Origin of the sequence: Serratia sp. LS-1 (assembly GCF_003719595.1) — a bacterium.
GTDB classification, from domain to species: Bacteria; Pseudomonadota; Gammaproteobacteria; order Enterobacterales; family Enterobacteriaceae; genus Serratia; species Serratia ureilytica.
In genome coordinates this window covers 779,096-796,109 of record NZ_CP033504.1, presented here as the reverse complement: position 1 = coordinate 796,109, position 17,014 = coordinate 779,096, and the positions used below count along the sequence as shown (strand labels likewise).

The window sequence follows — 17,014 nt, the reverse complement described above, 5'->3', positions numbered from 1 at the left end:
AGGGGCACTGATGTTCACCGTTCGTCAGGCATTGCTGGAAGATTTAACGCAAGTGCGCGATATCGGCATCCGCACCTACCGCGCCCACTTCGGTGAGCTGTGGCGCTACCCGCACGAGCTGGAGGCCTTTCTGGCGGAGGATTTTTCCGTCTCCGCGCTGGAACGGACGCTGCGCGATCCCGACGTGTGCTGGCTGTTGGCCCATGAGGATGACGCCCTCGTCGGCTATGCGCGGGTGAACTTCGACAGCCTGCTGGCACCAACCGAGCACATCGGCGCAGAGCTGCAGAAAATCTATTTTCTGCCGGGCCATGCCGGCAACGGCTATGGCCAGCGCCTGTACGAACAGGTGCAGCAGCGGGCTATCGACCGTCGGCAAAAAACGCTGTGGCTGGAAGTGCTGCAACGCAACACCCGCGCCCAACGTTTTTATCAGCGTCAAGGATTGAGCATTTGTGGCGAGACCTGCTACACCAGCGCCCAGGGCTCGATAGGCATTTGGTATATGAGCAAGGCGCTGTAACCGCGCCCCGCTCCGCCGTCGTTTAGCGCGGCTCCCGCTGCAGCATCAGGAACAGCAAGGCAAACGCATTGGGCGCCAGGTAGATCAGCGCCCCCAGCTGCACCGCCAGCGGATCCTTCTTGGCCTGCCAGGCCATAAACCAGTCGCCGGCGACCACCATAAAGCCGACGCCCCACACCGTTATCGCGCAAAGCGCCCCCAGCATCGCCCAGGCTTTGCCCTTGGCGAAGGCGGCGTAAGGGCCTTTCAATCGCCCGATCATCAGCGCCACGCCCGCCGCCGCGAATAGGCCGGCCAGCGTTTCCAGCGCGGTGATGACCGCCAACCCCAACATGCAGGCCCAGTCGGCGCTGATCGCGCGCCACATCAGCCCCGGCGTTTGATAAGTATCCTGCATGGCGAGCAGTGGCCCCACCGCATTGCGCGCGGTGCCGGCGAAATCCGCCGTATTGTTCAACAGACTGAACAGCCCCCACAGGGCCGGAAACAGGGACAGGACGATGCAACCGAGGCGTGACACAGTGATTTCGTTCATGGTTATCCTTAATGAATAAACGGGTGGCTCCCGTCCTCATGACGGGACCGCTATTGAGATCCTGATAGTTTGACGTGCACAATGTAAGAACTAATCTTACAATGACGCAGCATAGCCGAAAGTGAGGAGGAACAATGGGCAGAACACTAACGGTAGATCTGGGTGACGAACTGCGTAGCTTCGTCGAAGACCTGGTGGCCAGCGGCGATTACCGAACGCCCAGCGAAGTCATCCGCGAATCCGTGCGCACTTTGCGCGAACGTACCGCCGCCTCAAAACTGGAAGAGCTTAGGCGCTTGATCGCCGAAGGAGAGAACAGCGGCGAAGCCGTCGAATGGGATCGTGATGTGTTCATGGAAAGAATACGGAGCAAAGCAAAAGGATGCGCAGGAGAGTAACCGTTCGTCCAAAAGCGTTGGACGATATGGAAGAGATCTATTTTTACGGGTTGGCGCACTTTGGCTTGCAGGTGGCCGAAGATTATCTGCGCCGCCTGCATCAGGCTTTCGATAACCTTAGCCACCACCAACTCGGCAAAAACATCGATGCAATCGGCCCCGGCCTATGGGTATTGCCCGTCGCCAACCACCTGATTTATTCTCGACAGCACAGGCGGGAGGTGAATATCATCAGAGTGCTGCATCATTCCCGCGATCCGCTCAGCCAATCCTTTTTCAGCTGACCCAACGTTAAATCGCCACCAGCCCGCGTACGCCGTCCTGTTCCATAGCGCTGCCGGCGCCGCGCTGCACGATGCTGCCGCGCGACATCACCAGATAGCTGTCCGCCAGGTCGGCGGCGAAGTCATAGAACTGCTCCACCAGCAGGATCGCCATATCGCCCCGCGCCGCCAGCTGTTTGATCACCGCGCCGATCTCCTTGATCACCGAAGGTTGGATCCCTTCCGTCGGTTCGTCGAGGATCAACAGCTGCGGCCGGCAGGCCAGCGCCCGGCCGATCGCCAGCTGCTGTTGCTGCCCGCCGGAAAGATCGCCGCCGCGCCGATCCTTCATTTGCCGCAGCACCGGAAACAGTTCATAGATCGGATCCGGCACCGCGCGCGCGTCGGCGCCGGAAAAACGCGCCAGCCCCATCAGCAGATTTTCCTCCACCGTCAGGCGCGGAAAAATCTCCCGCCCCTGCGGCACATAGGCGATGCCCGCCTGCACCCGCTGATGCGGCTTTTTACCGGTGATGGTTTCGCCCCGCCAACGGACGCTGCCGCTGCGCGCCGGGATCAGCCCCATCAGGCATTTCAGCAGCGTGGTCTTGCCCACGCCATTGCGCCCCAGCAGGCAGGTCACCTCGCCGATGCGCGCCTCGAACGACAGGCCGCGCAGAATGTGGCTGCCGCCGTAATACTGATTCAATTCCTCTACCTGCAGCATGATTACGCCTCCTCAGCGCCCCAGATATACCTCAATCACCCGTTCATCGGCCTGCACCTGCGCCAGCGATCCTTCCGCCAGCACCTGTCCCTGATGCAGCACCGTCACGCGATCGGCAATGGTTTCCACAAACCCCATGTCGTGCTCCACCACCATCAGCGAATGCTTGCCCGCCAGCTCGCGGAACAGTTCGGCGGTGTAGTCGGTTTCAGCGTCGGTCATGCCGGCCGCCGGCTCGTCGAGCAACAGCAGGTGCGGTTCCTGCACCAGCAGCATGCCGATCTCGAGAAACTGTTTCTGCCCGTGGGACAGCAGCCCGGCGGGCCGGTGGCGCTCGTGCCCCAGCCGCAGGGTCTTCAGCATCTCGTCGATGCGGTCTCGCTGTTCGCTGCTTAAACGGGCGCGCAGGCAGGCCCATACCGACTTGCGGGTTTTCTGGGCGATCTCCAGATTTTCGAACACCGTCAGCGCCTCGAACACCGTCGGTTTTTGAAACTTGCGGCCGATGCCGGCATGGGCGATCTGCATCGGCGCCAGCCGGGTCAGATCGACGGTCTGGTCGTAAAACACCCTGCCGCTGTCCGGCCGGGTTTTGCCGGTGATCACATCCATCAGCGTGGTCTTGCCGGCGCCGTTGGGGCCGATCACGCAGCGCAGTTCGCCGACGCCAATGCGCAGCGACAGATCGGTCAGCGCGCGAAAACCGTCGAAGCTGACGTTGACGTTGTCGAGCTGCAACACCGGATCGGTTTGCTGCCGGTATTTGTCCGCCGGCAGCGGATGGGTAAACAGTTCGTCGGTCACTTGCATCGCCTTCATGAGGATTTCCTCCGACGCAGCAGGCCAATCACCCCTTTGGGCAGAAACAACGTGACGACGATAAACATCAGGCCGAGGAAAAACTGCCAGTATTCGGGAATGGCCATGGTGAACCAGCTCTTGGCGCCGTTGACGATGCCGGCGCCGAGCAGCGGCCCCACCAGGGTGCCGCGCCCGCCGAGGGCGACCCAAATGGCGGCCTCGATCGAGTTGGTCGGCGACATTTCGCCGGGGTTGATGATGCCGACCTGCGGCACATAGAGCGCGCCGGCCAGCCCGCACAGCACCGCCGACAGCGTCCAGACGAACAGCTTGAAGCCCTTCGGATCGTAGCCGCAGAAGGTCAGGCGGTTTTCCGCATCGCGCACCGCGGTCAGCACCCGGCCGAACTTGCTGCGCGCCAGCGCAAAGCCGATGGCCAGGCTGGCGGCCAGCAGCAGCACCGTCGCCAGGAACAGCGCCACCCGCGTGCCGGCGGCGGTGATGGGAAAGCCGAGCAGCGTGGTGAAACCGGTAAAGCCGTTATTGCCGCCGAAACCGGTCTCGTTGCGAAAGAACAGCAGCATGCCGGCATAGGTCAGCGCCTGGGTCATGATCGAGAAGTACACCCCTTTGATTTTCGAGCGAAAGGCGAAGTAGCCGAACAGGAAAGCCAACAGGCCCGGCACCAGCACGATCAGGCACAGCGCCCAGGCGAAATGCTGGGTGCCGCTCCAGAACCACGGCAGCTCGTTCCAGGAGAGGAACGCCATAAACGCCGGCAGCCCGTCTCCCGCCGCCTGCCGCATCAGGTACATGCCCATGGCGTAGCCGCCGAGCGCGAAGAACAGCCCGTGGCCGAGCGACAGCAGCCCGGCATAGCCCCACACCAGATCGAGCGCCACCGCCACCACCGCGTAGCACAGGATCTTGCCCGCCAGCGTCAGGGTATAGGTGGACACCGCCAGCGGATGACCCGCCGGCAACAACGTCATGAACGGCATGACCAGCAGCGCCAGCAACGCCAGCCCGCCGATGCTCAACGCCAGCCGGGGCGCTTTCTGCACGCCGGTTACGGTCAATGGTTGGCTCATCAGTCAATCACCCTGCCCTTAAGGGCGAACAGCCCCTGCGGACGCTTTTGAATAAACAGAACGATCAGCACCAGGATCAGGATCTTGCCCAACACGGCGCCGATCTGCGGCTCGAGGATCTTGTTGACGATGCCGAGGCCGAAGGCCGCCGCCACCGTCCCCGCCAGCTGGCCGACGCCGCCGAGCACCACCACCAGGAACGAATCGATGATGTAACCTTGCCCCAGCTCCGGCCCGACGTTGCCCAACTGCGACAGCGCCACCCCGCCAAGCCCGGCGATGCCGGATCCCAACCCGAAGGCCAGCATGTCCACCCGCCCGGTGGGCACGCCGCAGCAGGCCGCCATCGCGCGGTTTTGCGTCACCGCGCGCACGTTCATGCCGAGCCGGGTTTTGTTCAGCAGCAGCCAGGTCAACGCCAGCACCAGCAGCACGAACGCGATCACCGCGATGCGGTTCCACGGCAACACCAGGTTCGGCAACAGCTGCACGCCGCCCGACAGCCACGCCGGGTTGGCGACCTCGACGTTCTGCGCGCCGAACAGCACCCGCACCAGTTGGATCAGCACCAGGCTGATGCCCCAGGTGGCCAGCAGGGTTTCCAGCGGTCGGCCGTACAGGTGGCGGATCACCGTGCGCTCCAGCAGCATACCGATCCCGGCGGTGATGGCGAACGCCACCGGCAGCGCCGCCAGCGGGTAGAGCGCCAGCCACTGCGGCGCAAATTGCTGAAACAACCCCTGCACCAGATAGGCGGAATAGGCGCCGAGCATCAGCATTTCGCCGTGCGCCATATTGATGACGCCGAGCAGGCCGTAGGTGATCGCCAGGCCAAGCGCCGCCAGCAGCAGGATCGAACCGAGCGACAGGCCGCTGAACGCCTGGCCGAGCAGATCGCCGATCATCAGGCGGTGCTGCACGCGCTGCAGGCTGCGCTGCGCCTCGGCGCGCACCGCGGCGTCCGGCTCATTGGCCGCGTCGGTCAAGGCTTGCAGCCGCGCGCGGGTTTCCGGCTCGCCCGATTCCCCCAGCAGCCGCACCGCATTGAAGCGCACCTGCGGGCTGGCGTCGGCCAATTGCAGGTTCGCCAGCGCAATGCTCAGCGCGTCGCGTACCTGCGGGTCTTTCTCCTGCGCCAGCCGCCGGGTCAACAGCGGCAACTGCTCGCCCTGCGCCTCGCGCTGCAGCGCGGTCGCCGCCTGCAGCCGCACCGCCGCGTCCGCGCTAACCAACCGCTGCGCCGACAACGCGTTGGCGATCAGAATGCGCAGCCGGTTGTTCAGCCACACCTTCTTCGGCTCGCCAACCGGGGCCGCCTCACCTTCAAGCGGCAGATAGCGGTCGCCCTGGCGGATAAAGGCGCGTTTCGCCCCGTCGATCACCATGGTTTCCTGCTGCAGCCCCTGCAGCAACGGCAGGCGCGCGGCGTCCGGCTCGGCCGCCCACGCCTGCAGCAGTTTAGCCTGCTGCGCGCGAGTGGCCGCCGCGAACTCATCGGCCGGTCCGGCCTGCGCCAGCAGGGGCCAGACGCACAACAGCCACAGCCCGGCGCGCAGAGAGGATAAAAACGGAGATTGCATCAGCTGCCTCTTCTGTTGGACCGGCGCGCGTCGAGCCGCGCCGGCGCTGAGTGACGTTACTTGCCGCCTTTCACCGGGTAATCCGGTTTTTTGTCGTTGCCGGCGATATAGGGACTCCACGGCTGCGCGCGCACCGGCGCTTCGGTCTGCCACACCACGTTGAACTGGCCGTTGCCCTCGATCTCGCCGATCATCACCGGCTTGTGCAGGTGGTGATTGGTCTTGTCCATAGTCAGCGTGAAGCCCGACGGCGCGGCGAAGGTTTGCCCGGCCATCGCCGCGCGCACCTTATCGACGTCGGTGGTGCCGGCCTTTTCCACTGCCTGCGCCCACATGTGGAGGCCGACGTAGGTGGCCTCCATCGGATCGTTGGTGACCGCAGTGGCGTAATTCGGCAGATTGTGCGCCTTGGCGTAGGCTTTCCACTGGCTGACAAACTGTTTGTTGGTCGGGTTATCCAGCGATTCGAAGTAGTTCCAGGCCGCCAGGTTGCCCACCAGCGGCTTGGTGTCGATGCCGCGCAGCTCTTCCTCGCCGACCGAGAAGGCGATCACCGGCACGTCGGTGGCCTTGACGCCCTGGTTGGCGAGTTCTTTGTAGAACGGCACGTTGGAATCGCCGTTAATGGTGGAAATCACCGCGGTGTTGCCGCCGGCGGCGAACTTCTTGATGTTGGCGACGATGGTCTGGTAATCGCTGTAGCCGAACGGCGTATAGACCTCTTCGATATCCTTGTCCTGCACGCCTTTGCTGTGCAGGAAGGCGCGCAGGATCTTGTTGGTGGTGCGCGGATAGACGTAATCGGTGCCCAACAGGAAGAAGCGCTTGGCGCCGCCGCCGTCCTCGCTCAGCAGGTATTCCACCGCCGGGATCGCCTGCTGGTTCGGCGCCGCGCCGGTGTAGAACACGTTCGGCGACATCTCTTCGCCTTCGTATTGCACCGGATAGAACAGCAGGCCGTTCAGCTCCTCAAACACCGGCAGCACCGACTTGCGCGACACCGAAGTCCAGCAGCCAAACACCGCCGCCACCTTGTCCTGGCTCAGCAGCTGGCGCGCCTTTTCGGCGAACAGCGGCCAGTTGGAGGCCGGATCCACCACCACCGGCTCCAGCTTTTTGCCGAGCACCCCACCTTTGGCGTTGATCTCGTCGATGGTCATCAGCGCCACATCCTTCAGCGGCGTCTCGGAAATCGCCATGGTGCCGGAGAGCGAACTCAGAATGCCGACCTTGATGGTGTCGGCGGCCTGCGCGCTCCAGGCCAGGCCCAGGCCGACAGCGGCGGCGGACAGCGCAAAAGCTTTGATAAAACGACGACGTTGCATAGTTCAAACTCCTGATGTGTATGAAATCAAAATCGTTACGCCGAGCGCGCAGGCTGCTGAGCCCGCGCCTGGTGCAACATGTGCAGCGTTATTTTTCGCACTTCTGCCTTGCTGACGGCGATGTGCTCGCCGAGCAGCGTTTGCGCCGCCCCGCTTTGCCGCTGCAGGATCGCTTGCAAAATGGCGGCGTGCTCGCGGTAGGTGGCGTCCACCCGCGCCTGCTGGGTGAAATCCAGCCGGCGAATGATGCGGATCTTTTCGGTCAGTTCGCGGTGAATGCGCGCCATTTCGCCGTTGCCCGCCGCGGCCACCAACGCCTGATGAAACTGCTCATCGTGCTGCGACACCGCCTTGCCGTCCGCCAGGCGCGGCGCTTCGGTCCAAAAACGGCTCAGCGCCGCCAGCGCGTCCGGCGTTTCCCCGGCCGGGCGTTCGCACAGCCGTTTCACCGCCTCTTGCTCCAGCACGATGCGCAGGTCGTACAGCTCTTCGAAGTAGGCGAAGTCGAACGGCCGCACCTGCCAACCGCTGCGAAACAACACCTCGACATAGCCTTCGCGCTCCAGCCGAAACAGCGCCTGACGCACCGGCGTGCGGCTGGCCGCCATGCGCTGCGCCACGTCGCTTTCGCTGAAGCGATCGCCCGGCAGCAGGCGAAACTCGAAGATGTCGGCCTTGAGCTGCAGATAAATGCGCTCCGCCAACCCTTCCGGGCGCGCCTTGTGCTCTCCGTTGGTGATTTGCATCATCGCTCCTCCGTTCAGACCGCCTTTTCCAGCCATAGCAGGGCGTCGCCCGGCCCGACCGGCCGCCCCTGCCGGCAACTGATGCGTTTAACGATCCCGGCGCGCGGCGCGGTGACCGCCAGCTCCATTTTCATCGCCTCGACCACGATCAGCGGCTGCCCGGCCGCCACCGCCTGCCCCGGTTCCACCAGGATCTTCCACACGCTGCCGTTCAGATCGGCGCTGACCAGATCGCCGTCGATGGCGTCTTCTTCCTCCGGCGGCAACAGCTGCGCCTCGGCCTCGTCGTCATCGCTGCGCCAGCGCGCCACTTCGGCGCTGAACGCCTGCTGCTGGCGATGCTGGAAGTCGGCGATCGCCTCGGCGTTGTCGGCCAGGAAATCGGTGTAGGCGGCGAAGTCGAATTCGCTCTCTTCGATGCGCACCTGCATGCGCCCTTCGCGGAACGCTTCGCGCTGCTCATCCAGTTCTTGCTCGCTGACCGGGTAGAAGCGCACCTGATCGAAGAAGCGCAGCAGCCAGGGCTCACCGGCGGTGAACTGCGGGTTTTTGAGGAATTTGTTCCAGATCGGCAGCGTGCGCCCCACCAGTTGGTAACCGCCCGGCGAGTCCATGCCGTAGATGCACATGTACATGCCGCCGATGCCGACCGTTCCTTCGGCGGTGTGGGTGCGCGCCGGGTTATATTTGGAGCTCAGCAGGCGATGGCGCGGATCGAGCGGCACCGCGCAGGGCGCGCCGAGGTAAACGTCTCCCAGACCGAGGATCAGGTAGCTGGCGTCGAACAGAATGTCGCGTACCTGTTCGCGTCGGCTCAGGCCGTTGATGCGCTGGATAAAATCGACGTTGTTCGGCAGCCAGGGCGCCGAAGCGCGCACCGTCTGCTGATAGCGATCCACCGCGCCCAGCGTGGCCGAATCCTCGAACGCCATCGGCAGCCACACGGTGCGCGTCGGCACCTTCAGGCGGCTGACGTCCCCCAGCGCCCGTTCGCGCGCCAGCAGGCGCTGCAGCAGGTCGACCTGGCTAATCTGCCGGCTGTCGTAGCGGATCTGCAGCGAACGCACGCCCGGCGCCAGCTCTGCCACGCCCGGTATCGCCTCCTCTCGCAGCGACTGCATCAGCAGATGGATGCGCAGCCGCAGCGCCAGATCGAGCACGTTGTCGCCGTACTCCATCAGGATGTAGCCGTCCCCCGCCTGGCGATACGCCACCGCCGGGCGCCCTTCCGCCGCCGGCAGCGCCGCCAGCACCGCGGCGGAAACGGTCTCCGCCGGGGCCAGATCCGGCGGCGGCAGGGTGATGGCCTTCACCGCCGCCAGCGCTTCGATGCTGCCAAGCTGCGCCTGTTCCAGCGACTGCGCCTGGCGAAAGCCGATCGGATGGAACCGGATGCGGTCGCCCGGCTTCACCTGCCCCACTTTCCACAGCTCGGCCTTGGCGATGGTCACCGGGCAGACGAAGCCGCCGAGGCTGGGCCCGTCGCGGGTCAGGATCACCGGGAAATCGCCGGTGAAGTTGATAGCGCCGATGGCGTACTCGCAATCGTGCACGTTGGAAGGATGCAAACCGGCCTCGCCGCCGTCCTCCCGCGCCCACTCGGGCTTCGGCCCCGACAGGCGCACCCCGAGGCGGTTGGAGTTGTAATGCACCTGCCAGTCGGTGGCGAAAAAGGCCTCTATCGATTCAGCGGTGAAAAAGTCCGGCGCCCCGTGCGGCCCGTACAGCACGCCGATGTGCCACTGGTCGCCGTAGTGCGGGATCAGGCTGTCGTCCATCGCCTGCGGCGCGGCGATCGGCGCCGGCGTGGTGCTGGCCGCCAGCGCCGGTTGGGCGATCGCCAGCATGTCCGCCACGCGCAAGGTGCGCCCGGCGTGGCCGCCGAACTGGCCCAGCGCGAAGGTGGAGCGGCTGCCGAGATACACCGGCACGTCAAAGCCGTTGCGTACCGCCAGATAGGTGCGGCAGCCTTGCGTGGCGCGCCCCAGCGTCAATACCTGCCCGGCCCGCACCGCGATCGGCCGCCAGTAGGCGACCGCCTCGCCATCCAGATCGGCCGGGCAGCTCGCGCCCGTCAGCGCGATGGTGGCGTCGCAGTGAAAGCGCAGCGTCGGCCCCTGCAGGGTAAACTCCAGCCCGGCGGCCGCCGGGTGGTTGCCGACGATGCGGTTGGCCAGCCGAAACGCGAAGTCGTCCATCGGGCCGGACGGCGGCACGCCGATGTCCCAATAACCGAGGCGGCCGGGATAATCCTGCACGCTGCTGTAGGTGCCGGGTTGCAGCACTTCGAGGCAGTGCGGCTGGAAACGCACATCGTCCAGCAGGCGCGTCCAGACGTCGCCGCGCTGAAATTGCGGCGTGGCGATCACCTGCCGCAGATAGTCGAGGTTGGTGGCGATGCCGTGCAAACGGGTCGCCGCCAGCGCCACGCGCAGTTTTTCCAGCGCCTGCGCCCGATCCGCGCCGTGCACGATCAGCTTGGCGATCATCGGGTCGTAAAACGCCGACACTTCGCTGCCGGTCGCCACCCAACCGTCGAGGCGCACGTCGTCAGGGAAATGCACCTCGGTCAGCACGCCGGGGCTGGGCTGGAAGTTTTTCAGCGGATCTTCGGCGTAGAGGCGCACCTCAATCGCCGCGCCCTGCGGCGCGCGTTGCAACGCCGCCCAATCCAGCGCGTCGCCCGCCGCCACCTGCAGCATGCATGCGATCAGATCCAGGCCGGTGACCATTTCGGTGACCGGGTGCTCGACCTGTAAGCGGGTGTTCACCTCCAGGAAATAAAACTCGTCGCGCGCGGCGTCATAGATAAACTCTACGGTGCCAGCGCTGCGGTAATTCACCGACTCGCCCAGCGCCACCGCCGCCCGGTGCAGCGCCTGGCGGGTCGCCGCCGGCAGGTGTGGCGCCGGGGTTTCCTCCACCACCTTTTGGTTGCGCCGCTGCAGCGAACAGTCGCGCTCGCCGAGCGCCGCCACCCGCCCCTGGCCGTCGCCGAAAATCTGCACCTCGACGTGGCGCGCCCGATCGACGAAGCGTTCGATAAAGGCGCCGGCGTCGCGGAAGAACTGCTCTCCCAGCCGTTTGACGCTGTCGTACGCGTCGCGCAGCGCCGCCTCGTCGTCACAGCGCGTCAGGCCGATGCCGCCGCCGCCGGCGGTGCTTTTCAGCATCACCGGGTAGCCGATGCGCGCGGCGGCGGCGACCGCCTGCTCAACGCTCTCCAGCAAGCCGGTGCCCGGCGTCATCGGCACCCCGGCCAACGCCGCCAGCTCGCGCGCCCGGTGCTTGAGGCCGAACTCGCGCATCTGCGCCGCCGTCGGGCCGATAAAGGCGATGCCCGCTGCTTCGCAGGCGTCGGCAAACTCGGCGCTCTCGGACAAAAAGCCGTAGCCGGGGTAGATCGCCTGCGCGCCGGTGGCCGCTGCCGCCGCGAGGATCTTGTCGATGCGCAGGTAGCTGTCGGCGGCCTTGTCGCCGCCGAGCGCCACCGCCCCGTCGGCCTCGGCGACGTGCGGCGCATTGCGGTCGGCGTCGGAATAGACCGCCACGCTGGTGACGCCCAGGCGTTTCAGGGTGCGAATGGCGCGGCAGGCGATTTCGCCGCGGTTAGCGATCAGTACGGTAGTAAACATGTTCATGCCCCCTTAACGCTGGCGAGATAGTCGCGCCAGCCGCCAAACTCAGTGATATCCGTCGCGTCTTCCAGCGCCCAGGCTTCGCAGATAAACCCCTTCACCCGCCGGCCGTCCGCCAGCAGCAGCGTGCCGATGCCCAATGGCGCCGGGATTTCCGCCACAAACTCGCCGAAACGGGCCAGCGGAATGTCCCACAGCTCAACGCGGATCGCCGCCCCCTGCGCCGCGCGCGCCAGCCCCGGCTTCGGCGGCTCGGTATCGGCCAGCGCATACAGGCGATAGCAGGGGGCGGTAGCGGTTTGCTCCACCTGCACCGCGTCGCGCTGTGTCAGCTGGACGTTGAGCGGCATGCCGCTAAGGTGAGCGCCCACTACCGCCAGACGCACGTGCCCTGTGGACGGCGCAGGCACAGGCTGCGGCGGCAATGCCCGACCGATAGCGCCGAGCGGTAAGGCGCTTTGCCGTTGCCAGCGCAGGCCAAACGCCGCCAGCGCCCGGTCATGCCAGGCGGGCGCAATCAGGGTGATGCCCGCCGGCAGACCGTCTTCGCGCAGCGGCCCCGGCAGCGCCAGCGCGCTCAGATCGGCCAGGTTGGTGAAATTGGTGTAAGTGCCGAATTGCGAATTGAACAGCACCGGCTCCTGCGCCATCTCCGCCAGGGTGCGGATAGTGGGCGCGGTCGGCACCACCAGCGCGTCGAACGGCGCCAGCCGCTGGGCGATTTGCCGCGCCAGCTCGGCGCGCAGGTATTCCGCCTTGTAGGCGTCGCAGGCGCTGTAGCCGAGGCCGTTGCCGACGATGCCGCGCACCACCGGGTCGATAGCCTGCGGGCTCGCTTCCAGCACCTGCTCAATCGCCACGGTGCGCTCCGCCACCCAGGGGCCGTAATACAGCTGTTCCGCCAGGGTGCGAAACGGCGCGAAATCGAGGGGTTCCAGCGTGGCGCCGCCCGCCTGCAGCTGTGCCAGCGCTCGGTGAAACGCCCGCTCAGCCTGAACGTCACCGAAAAACTCCAGCTGGGCGGGGATGGCGAAACGCGGCGCGGCGGGAATATCCGCCGGCGCGGTATGCGGATCGGGGCGGGAATACGGATCTGCCGCGTCAAAGCCGCTCGCCAGTTCCGCCACCTGCGCCGCATCGGCCACCGTCAGCGCGAAGACCGACACTGTATCGTTCAACCGGCAGGCCGGCACCACGCCGCGGTTGGACAACCGGCCCTTGGTCGGCTTCAGCCCGACGATGTTGTTGAACCCGGCGGGCACGCGCCCCGAACCGGCGGTGTCGGTGCCCAGCGCGAACGGCACCAGGCCGCGCGCCACCACCGAGGCGGAGCCGGAGCTGGAACCGCCGCTGACGTAGCGGCTGTCGAAGCTGTTGACCACTGCGCCATACGGTGAGCGAGTGCCTACCAACCCGGTAGCGAACTGGTCGAGGTTGGTTTTACCAAGGGCGATCGCCCCGGCGGCGCGCAGGTGGGCGACCACGGTGGCGTCCGCCGCGGCCTGATAGGTGAACGCCGGGCAGGCGGCGCTGGTCGGCCAGCCGCCAACGTCGATATTGTCTTTGATGGCGAAGGGCACGCCGAACAGCGGCAGGCGGCTGAGATCGCCGGCGACCGCCTCGAGCCTCTGTGCCAGCTGCCGGTACTGCTGCTCGCGCTGCGCCGGCGTGGCGAGATACAGCCAGGCGTTATCGTCTGGGTTCAGCCCGGCGACCAGCGTTTCGATCGTCGCACTGACGCAGGCAAGGCGTTCGCCCGCCGGGCGGGTTTGGTAATGGTGTTGCCATTCACTGAGGGTAAAACCGCACGCTACAACAGGTTCGCTCATCGACTGAATTCCATCTGGTACACAAGATGGGATTCAACAGAGCAACCGGCGTGCCAATTTTTAATCTCATGATTTCAATAAATTATAATTAAAACTTATGACAGCAGCGGCAAACAGGCTGCACCAGCGGCGCGCAGCGGGAGAACAAAAAGAGTGCAATGGCGGGATGACGCAGAGGAAAAACCGGGGCGACGACACTCGCCGCCCCGCAGGCCGATGGGGATAGGTCAGCCGTCAGCCGCAAGCTCAGTACCTACCATGTGGTGAGCGCTACCCTTCTCCAGGTATTGGCCGCCGTGCAAACATAAAAGAACGTGGAGTCTGCCGACCATTGGCCTATTTTACCGGGCGCAACGGCCGAAGCGGGGACAGCAACTCTGACACCTACAGGATCTCCGTTCACGTTCGCTGAATCATAAATATTCAACACTTTTATGTGGCCGGAGGAGAATTGGTTATTCGGCCCACCAATAGGATAAGCGCCGTTACCGGCCGGATAGATGCCATTATCCGCAACCGTTAACTGCTTGGTGTACAACCCGCTCCATTTAAATGAGGGTTGTCCTAAGGCGGTCGCGATATCCTTCTGCGGCGAAAAATCCGCCGGGGAGATGGATACGCCGCTGCTGGTCGTATTGTTATTAGCGCCAAGCGTAAACTTAGGTGAAAAACTAATTAAAGAAGCCCCGTCCTGAGCCAACCTGACGCCCGGTTCAAACCCCTGAAGGTTATTGCCTGGAGAAATGCCGCCAAAGTAATGGTAGCTGGTACTCCCTCCTTTGGCGGCATAGAACAGGTTATCGGAGCCGTCCTTGATACCATGGAAAATGGCCGGATAAGCGCCATGGCTGGCCCTGTCCGCCAAGGACCACGGAAGTTGCCTAGGAGCCATATCGGCGATTGCCGCGTTGGCGAATCTTGTCGTATTGCTCAGCATGTTATCAAACACAAATGCCGCCGCGATGCCGTTTACCGGTTCTGCAGCCACATTGTAAGTGGTATTACCCACGTTATAGAAACCGCCCCGACATTCAAAGGTGCTTCCATCACTCTGAAGAATAGTTTCACCTTCGCAAGTAAACTGCCCCAGGATGTTATCGGTGTTGGTTCGGGTGAGTTTGATCGCCGTAGCGCCGACGCCGCCGAACAGGTGGATATAGCAGAAACCGTTGTACCACGTTACGCTGTTGGCGTTTCCTCTCAACTCCAGCCCCACGCCGGCATCCGTATTTGTGCCACCATCGCCCGGATTGCCGGAGACCTTGATCTGACATTGAATTTCATGGAACCCCACGCCGTGGAAGGAGCTATCCCCGCCATTGCTTTCCATCAAGATGTTCGACAAGCCACGGTGGAACCGGCAAGAGTGAAAACTGACGAACTCGGTAAACGCACCGGCATAGCCGTTCAACAGATGTAAGTTCACAAAAAACTTCATAATCAGCAATCTTTCATGCCGCATGAAACAGGAACCATTGATCCGATAGCCGGTGCCCGTATATAACGCGCCCTTGGCCGGCGTAATCGTCACATCGCTGATATATCTGTTGGTATGGATCCCGGAACCGCCTTTCGACTCAAAACACGCATGATCATTAGACGTCGGCTTAAAGAAGAATTTCGTACTAATCCAATTTTCACCCTCTATCGCAATGCCTTTATCTCCGGTGTAGTTTTCTCCCCCTAAATTTAAGGTATCTGTAATGTAATAGTTGCCGGCAGGAACATAGAGCTTCTTGCAGCCTTGGCTAATCGCATAAGCGATAGCCTGTTTAAACGCCTGCGTATCATCCGTACCAACGCCAGCTGTATCATTCCAATCGCCCTTCGCGCCGAACATCTGAGGGGTAATGTGGGGCACGCCTTCATTCGGGAAGGAATACTGAATGAGTTGATTGCCCGTTACCCCTGCAAGCGTAGAGAGAATCGGTTTAAAAGCGCAATCCCAGACGTTCTTGCCAATGAGAGTCGTTTCGTCAAATGCCCCGCCTAACTCCAGCGCCCGAGCGGGAGAAGCAAGTTTAATCACATTCCCTTCAATAATGGCGTTTTTCCCATTCAAGAAACGGATATAACCAAACCCAGAGTCCGTGACCCGATTGCCGGAAAACACCGTACGGTCGCCGTACAGCTTGATCCATACCTGGCTGCTGGTCCATCCGGAGTTGGTTATCTTGTTGCCGGTCATCACGCAGCTATTGGTGAACAGGGCAACCTTGCAATTATTGATAATATTGCCTGAGAGGGTCGCCTCCGTTGCGGCAATGCCATTGAAGGCCGAGGAATTGGAGGTGCCGCAGAAATTTAAAAAATTATCTGCGATAACGGACTCAGCGACAGAAATATCGTTATTGCCGTGATAGTCGATGCCATTCTCAACGGTATCTTCAACGTGATTCCCGATAATTCGTGAACTATTCGTAGGGATTTTGGTGGGGTTATTCACTAAGGAATAGTCGATCTGAATGCCGAACCTTTCGATCGTTTTGATGTAGTTATTAGAGATATTAATGTCACTGATTCCACCCAGCGAGATGCCATAGCTGGTATTAACAATATGGTTATTGGCAACGGTCAGGTTAGTGAATGAATGAGGCGTACCGGTCACTTCATTATTCAATGTCACCCCGCCCCCTCTTTGCGTATGCCCGGCCCCAGCAGGTTTAGCGGGTTTATGTCCATCATGAATATGATTGTTCACAATCAAGATGTCATAAGCATTTCGGTTCACGCCCGTTTTCAGCAAGATCCCGTCACCTTGGTGATTCGTCAGTTCGTTATTCTGGATTGTAATATGGCGTCCGCCACGAACGGCGATAGGTTCTTCACCCAGATCTTTAAGTAAATTGTTCTCAAGGGTAACTGACGTACAGTCAGAAAGGCCCAAAGCATCGGTATGCATGCTGATGACGCAATTTCTCACGGTGAAGTTTTCACAACGGGTGAAAGCCATGCCGGTACACGCGCGAGTGGCATACCACCAAATAGGATCTGCATCTTTCTGAGTCACCTTTCTCGTGATCCTCAGATCTTCCACGATGAAATTCGACTGTTCCACGGTATTAAAAATGTTGATTTGAGGCGTATCGTCATCCAGGTGAATTTCACCACCGCCATAAATATGGCAGTTGCTGGGGATCTGTAGAGACTGCCAAGCCGAACCCAACGTCAACCGATAGACATTCGCCATTCTGACCTGGCGTTTTTTCATCGAGTTAGCGGCGTCAATCGCCACTTTAGCGAACATGGCGCTAACAGCGTCTCGATCGTCAGCCAGGCCATCGCCTACGGCGCCGAACTGCTCAGGGGTATACTCAGCGAATTCGCCGCCGTCATTGACCTGAGCGGCGACATTTTTTGCGTTGAGCTGCGGATCTTCTTTTGACATTTGAGCCATTGAATTACTCCTCTGGATTTTACGTTTCAATCGACATTGAATTGAACGAACCCTAAAAAAGTAACCGGATGGGCGGCACGCCCTCCATCGATGGCGGGTGGCTGAGGGCCAGTACAACAAAGGTAGGAGGGAGGAGACAAAAAAAAGGCGCAACCTTGCGA

Annotated in this window: 13 protein-coding genes; 3 read left to right on the top strand and 10 right to left on the bottom strand. The window is 62.4% G+C overall.

The window, feature by feature from the left end:
* Positions 1 to 10 precede the first annotated feature (10 nt).
* Positions 11 to 523, top strand: a complete 513-nt coding sequence (locus EDY99_RS03900) for a GNAT family N-acetyltransferase (protein WP_033642337.1) — start codon at positions 11 to 13, stop codon at positions 521 to 523.
* 22 nt (positions 524 to 545) lie between these two features.
* On the opposite strand, the gene EDY99_RS03895 is transcribed toward EDY99_RS03900, so the two are convergent.
* Positions 546 to 1,058 carry a DUF2165 family protein gene (locus EDY99_RS03895; protein ID WP_033642336.1) on the bottom strand — a complete coding sequence of 171 codons (513 nt, stop codon included), beginning with the start codon at positions 1,056 to 1,058 and terminating at the stop codon, positions 546 to 548.
* Between the two features lie 134 nt (positions 1,059 to 1,192).
* Between EDY99_RS03895 and EDY99_RS03890 the strand changes: the two genes are divergently transcribed.
* Both EDY99_RS03890 and EDY99_RS03885 read left to right on the top strand, forming a co-directional pair.
* Positions 1,193 to 1,456 (top strand): type II toxin-antitoxin system ParD family antitoxin, encoded by a 264-nt coding sequence (locus EDY99_RS03890; RefSeq protein WP_004939442.1) that lies wholly within the window; start codon positions 1,193 to 1,195, stop codon positions 1,454 to 1,456.
* The gene (locus EDY99_RS03885; RefSeq protein WP_033642335.1) at positions 1,441 to 1,740 is read left to right on the top strand and encodes a type II toxin-antitoxin system RelE/ParE family toxin; all 300 of its coding nucleotides are present in this window, start codon (positions 1,441 to 1,443) and stop codon (positions 1,738 to 1,740) included. The genes EDY99_RS03890 and EDY99_RS03885 overlap by 16 nt, the downstream gene beginning before the upstream one ends.
* 7 nt (positions 1,741 to 1,747) lie before the next feature.
* Here the strand turns inward: EDY99_RS03885 and urtE are convergent, their stop codons facing one another.
* The 9 genes from urtE to EDY99_RS03840 all read right to left on the bottom strand — a co-directional run bounded on the left by urtE (position 1,748) and on the right by EDY99_RS03840 (position 16,853).
* Positions 1,748 to 2,446 (bottom strand): urea ABC transporter ATP-binding subunit UrtE, encoded by a 699-nt coding sequence (gene urtE, locus EDY99_RS03880; protein WP_033642334.1) that lies wholly within the window; start codon positions 2,444 to 2,446, stop codon positions 1,748 to 1,750.
* Between the two features lie 12 nt (positions 2,447 to 2,458).
* Positions 2,459 to 3,265, bottom strand: a complete 807-nt coding sequence (urtD, locus tag EDY99_RS03875; RefSeq protein WP_015377102.1) for an urea ABC transporter ATP-binding protein UrtD — start codon at positions 3,263 to 3,265, stop codon at positions 2,459 to 2,461.
* Entirely contained in the window at positions 3,262 to 4,338 is a 1,077-nt protein-coding gene (gene urtC / locus EDY99_RS03870) for an urea ABC transporter permease subunit UrtC (RefSeq protein WP_033642333.1), read from the bottom strand. Before urtC ends, urtD begins: the two co-directional genes overlap by 4 nt.
* Entirely contained in the window at positions 4,338 to 5,918 is a 1,581-nt protein-coding gene (gene urtB / locus EDY99_RS03865) for an urea ABC transporter permease subunit UrtB (protein ID WP_123061475.1), read from the bottom strand. Before urtB ends, urtC begins: the two co-directional genes overlap by 1 nt.
* A 56-nt stretch (positions 5,919 to 5,974) precedes the next feature.
* Positions 5,975 to 7,243 carry an urea ABC transporter substrate-binding protein gene (gene urtA, locus EDY99_RS03860; RefSeq protein WP_025302020.1) on the bottom strand — a complete coding sequence of 423 codons (1,269 nt, stop codon included), beginning with the start codon at positions 7,241 to 7,243 and terminating at the stop codon, positions 5,975 to 5,977.
* Positions 7,244 to 7,278: 35 nt separating this feature from the next.
* Positions 7,279 to 7,989 (bottom strand): GntR family transcriptional regulator, encoded by a 711-nt coding sequence (locus tag EDY99_RS03855; protein ID WP_033644224.1) that lies wholly within the window; start codon positions 7,987 to 7,989, stop codon positions 7,279 to 7,281.
* 14 nt (positions 7,990 to 8,003) lie between these two features.
* Positions 8,004 to 11,624: an urea carboxylase gene (uca, locus tag EDY99_RS03850; RefSeq protein WP_123062157.1), complete on the bottom strand. Its 3,621-nt coding sequence runs from the start codon at positions 11,622 to 11,624 to the stop codon at positions 8,004 to 8,006.
* A 2-nt stretch (positions 11,625 to 11,626) separates the two neighbouring features.
* Complete coding sequence (gene atzF, locus EDY99_RS03845) at positions 11,627 to 13,456, bottom strand: allophanate hydrolase (protein WP_123061474.1); 1,830 nt, start codon at positions 13,454 to 13,456, stop codon at positions 11,627 to 11,629.
* Between the two features lie 253 nt (positions 13,457 to 13,709).
* Complete coding sequence (locus EDY99_RS03840; protein WP_046686642.1) at positions 13,710 to 16,853, bottom strand: right-handed parallel beta-helix repeat-containing protein; 3,144 nt, start codon at positions 16,851 to 16,853, stop codon at positions 13,710 to 13,712.
* Positions 16,854 to 17,014: the final 161 nt, after the last annotated feature.

Bases quoted from the DNA above. Each gene is read 5' to 3' on its own strand.
- EDY99_RS03900 (WP_033642337.1), top strand. From the start codon at position 11: ATGTTCACCGTTCGTCAGGCATTGCTGGAAGATTTAACGCAAGTGCGC.
- EDY99_RS03895 (WP_033642336.1), bottom strand. From the start codon at position 1,058: ATGAACGAAATCACTGTGTCACGCCTCGGTTGCATCGTCCTGTCCCTG.
- EDY99_RS03890 (WP_004939442.1), top strand. From the start codon at position 1,193: ATGGGCAGAACACTAACGGTAGATCTGGGTGACGAACTGCGTAGCTTC.
- EDY99_RS03885 (WP_033642335.1), top strand. From the start codon at position 1,441: ATGCGCAGGAGAGTAACCGTTCGTCCAAAAGCGTTGGACGATATGGAA.
- urtE (WP_033642334.1), bottom strand. From the start codon at position 2,446: ATGCTGCAGGTAGAGGAATTGAATCAGTATTACGGCGGCAGCCACATT.
- urtD (WP_015377102.1), bottom strand. From the start codon at position 3,265: ATGAAGGCGATGCAAGTGACCGACGAACTGTTTACCCATCCGCTGCCG.
- urtC (WP_033642333.1), bottom strand. From the start codon at position 4,338: ATGAGCCAACCATTGACCGTAACCGGCGTGCAGAAAGCGCCCCGGCTG.
- urtB (WP_123061475.1), bottom strand. From the start codon at position 5,918: ATGCAATCTCCGTTTTTATCCTCTCTGCGCGCCGGGCTGTGGCTGTTG.
- urtA (WP_025302020.1), bottom strand. From the start codon at position 7,243: ATGCAACGTCGTCGTTTTATCAAAGCTTTTGCGCTGTCCGCCGCCGCT.
- EDY99_RS03855 (WP_033644224.1), bottom strand. From the start codon at position 7,989: ATGCAAATCACCAACGGAGAGCACAAGGCGCGCCCGGAAGGGTTGGCG.
- uca (WP_123062157.1), bottom strand. From the start codon at position 11,624: ATGTTTACTACCGTACTGATCGCTAACCGCGGCGAAATCGCCTGCCGC.
- atzF (WP_123061474.1), bottom strand. From the start codon at position 13,456: ATGAGCGAACCTGTTGTAGCGTGCGGTTTTACCCTCAGTGAATGGCAA.
- EDY99_RS03840 (WP_046686642.1), bottom strand. From the start codon at position 16,853: ATGGCTCAAATGTCAAAAGAAGATCCGCAGCTCAACGCAAAAAATGTC.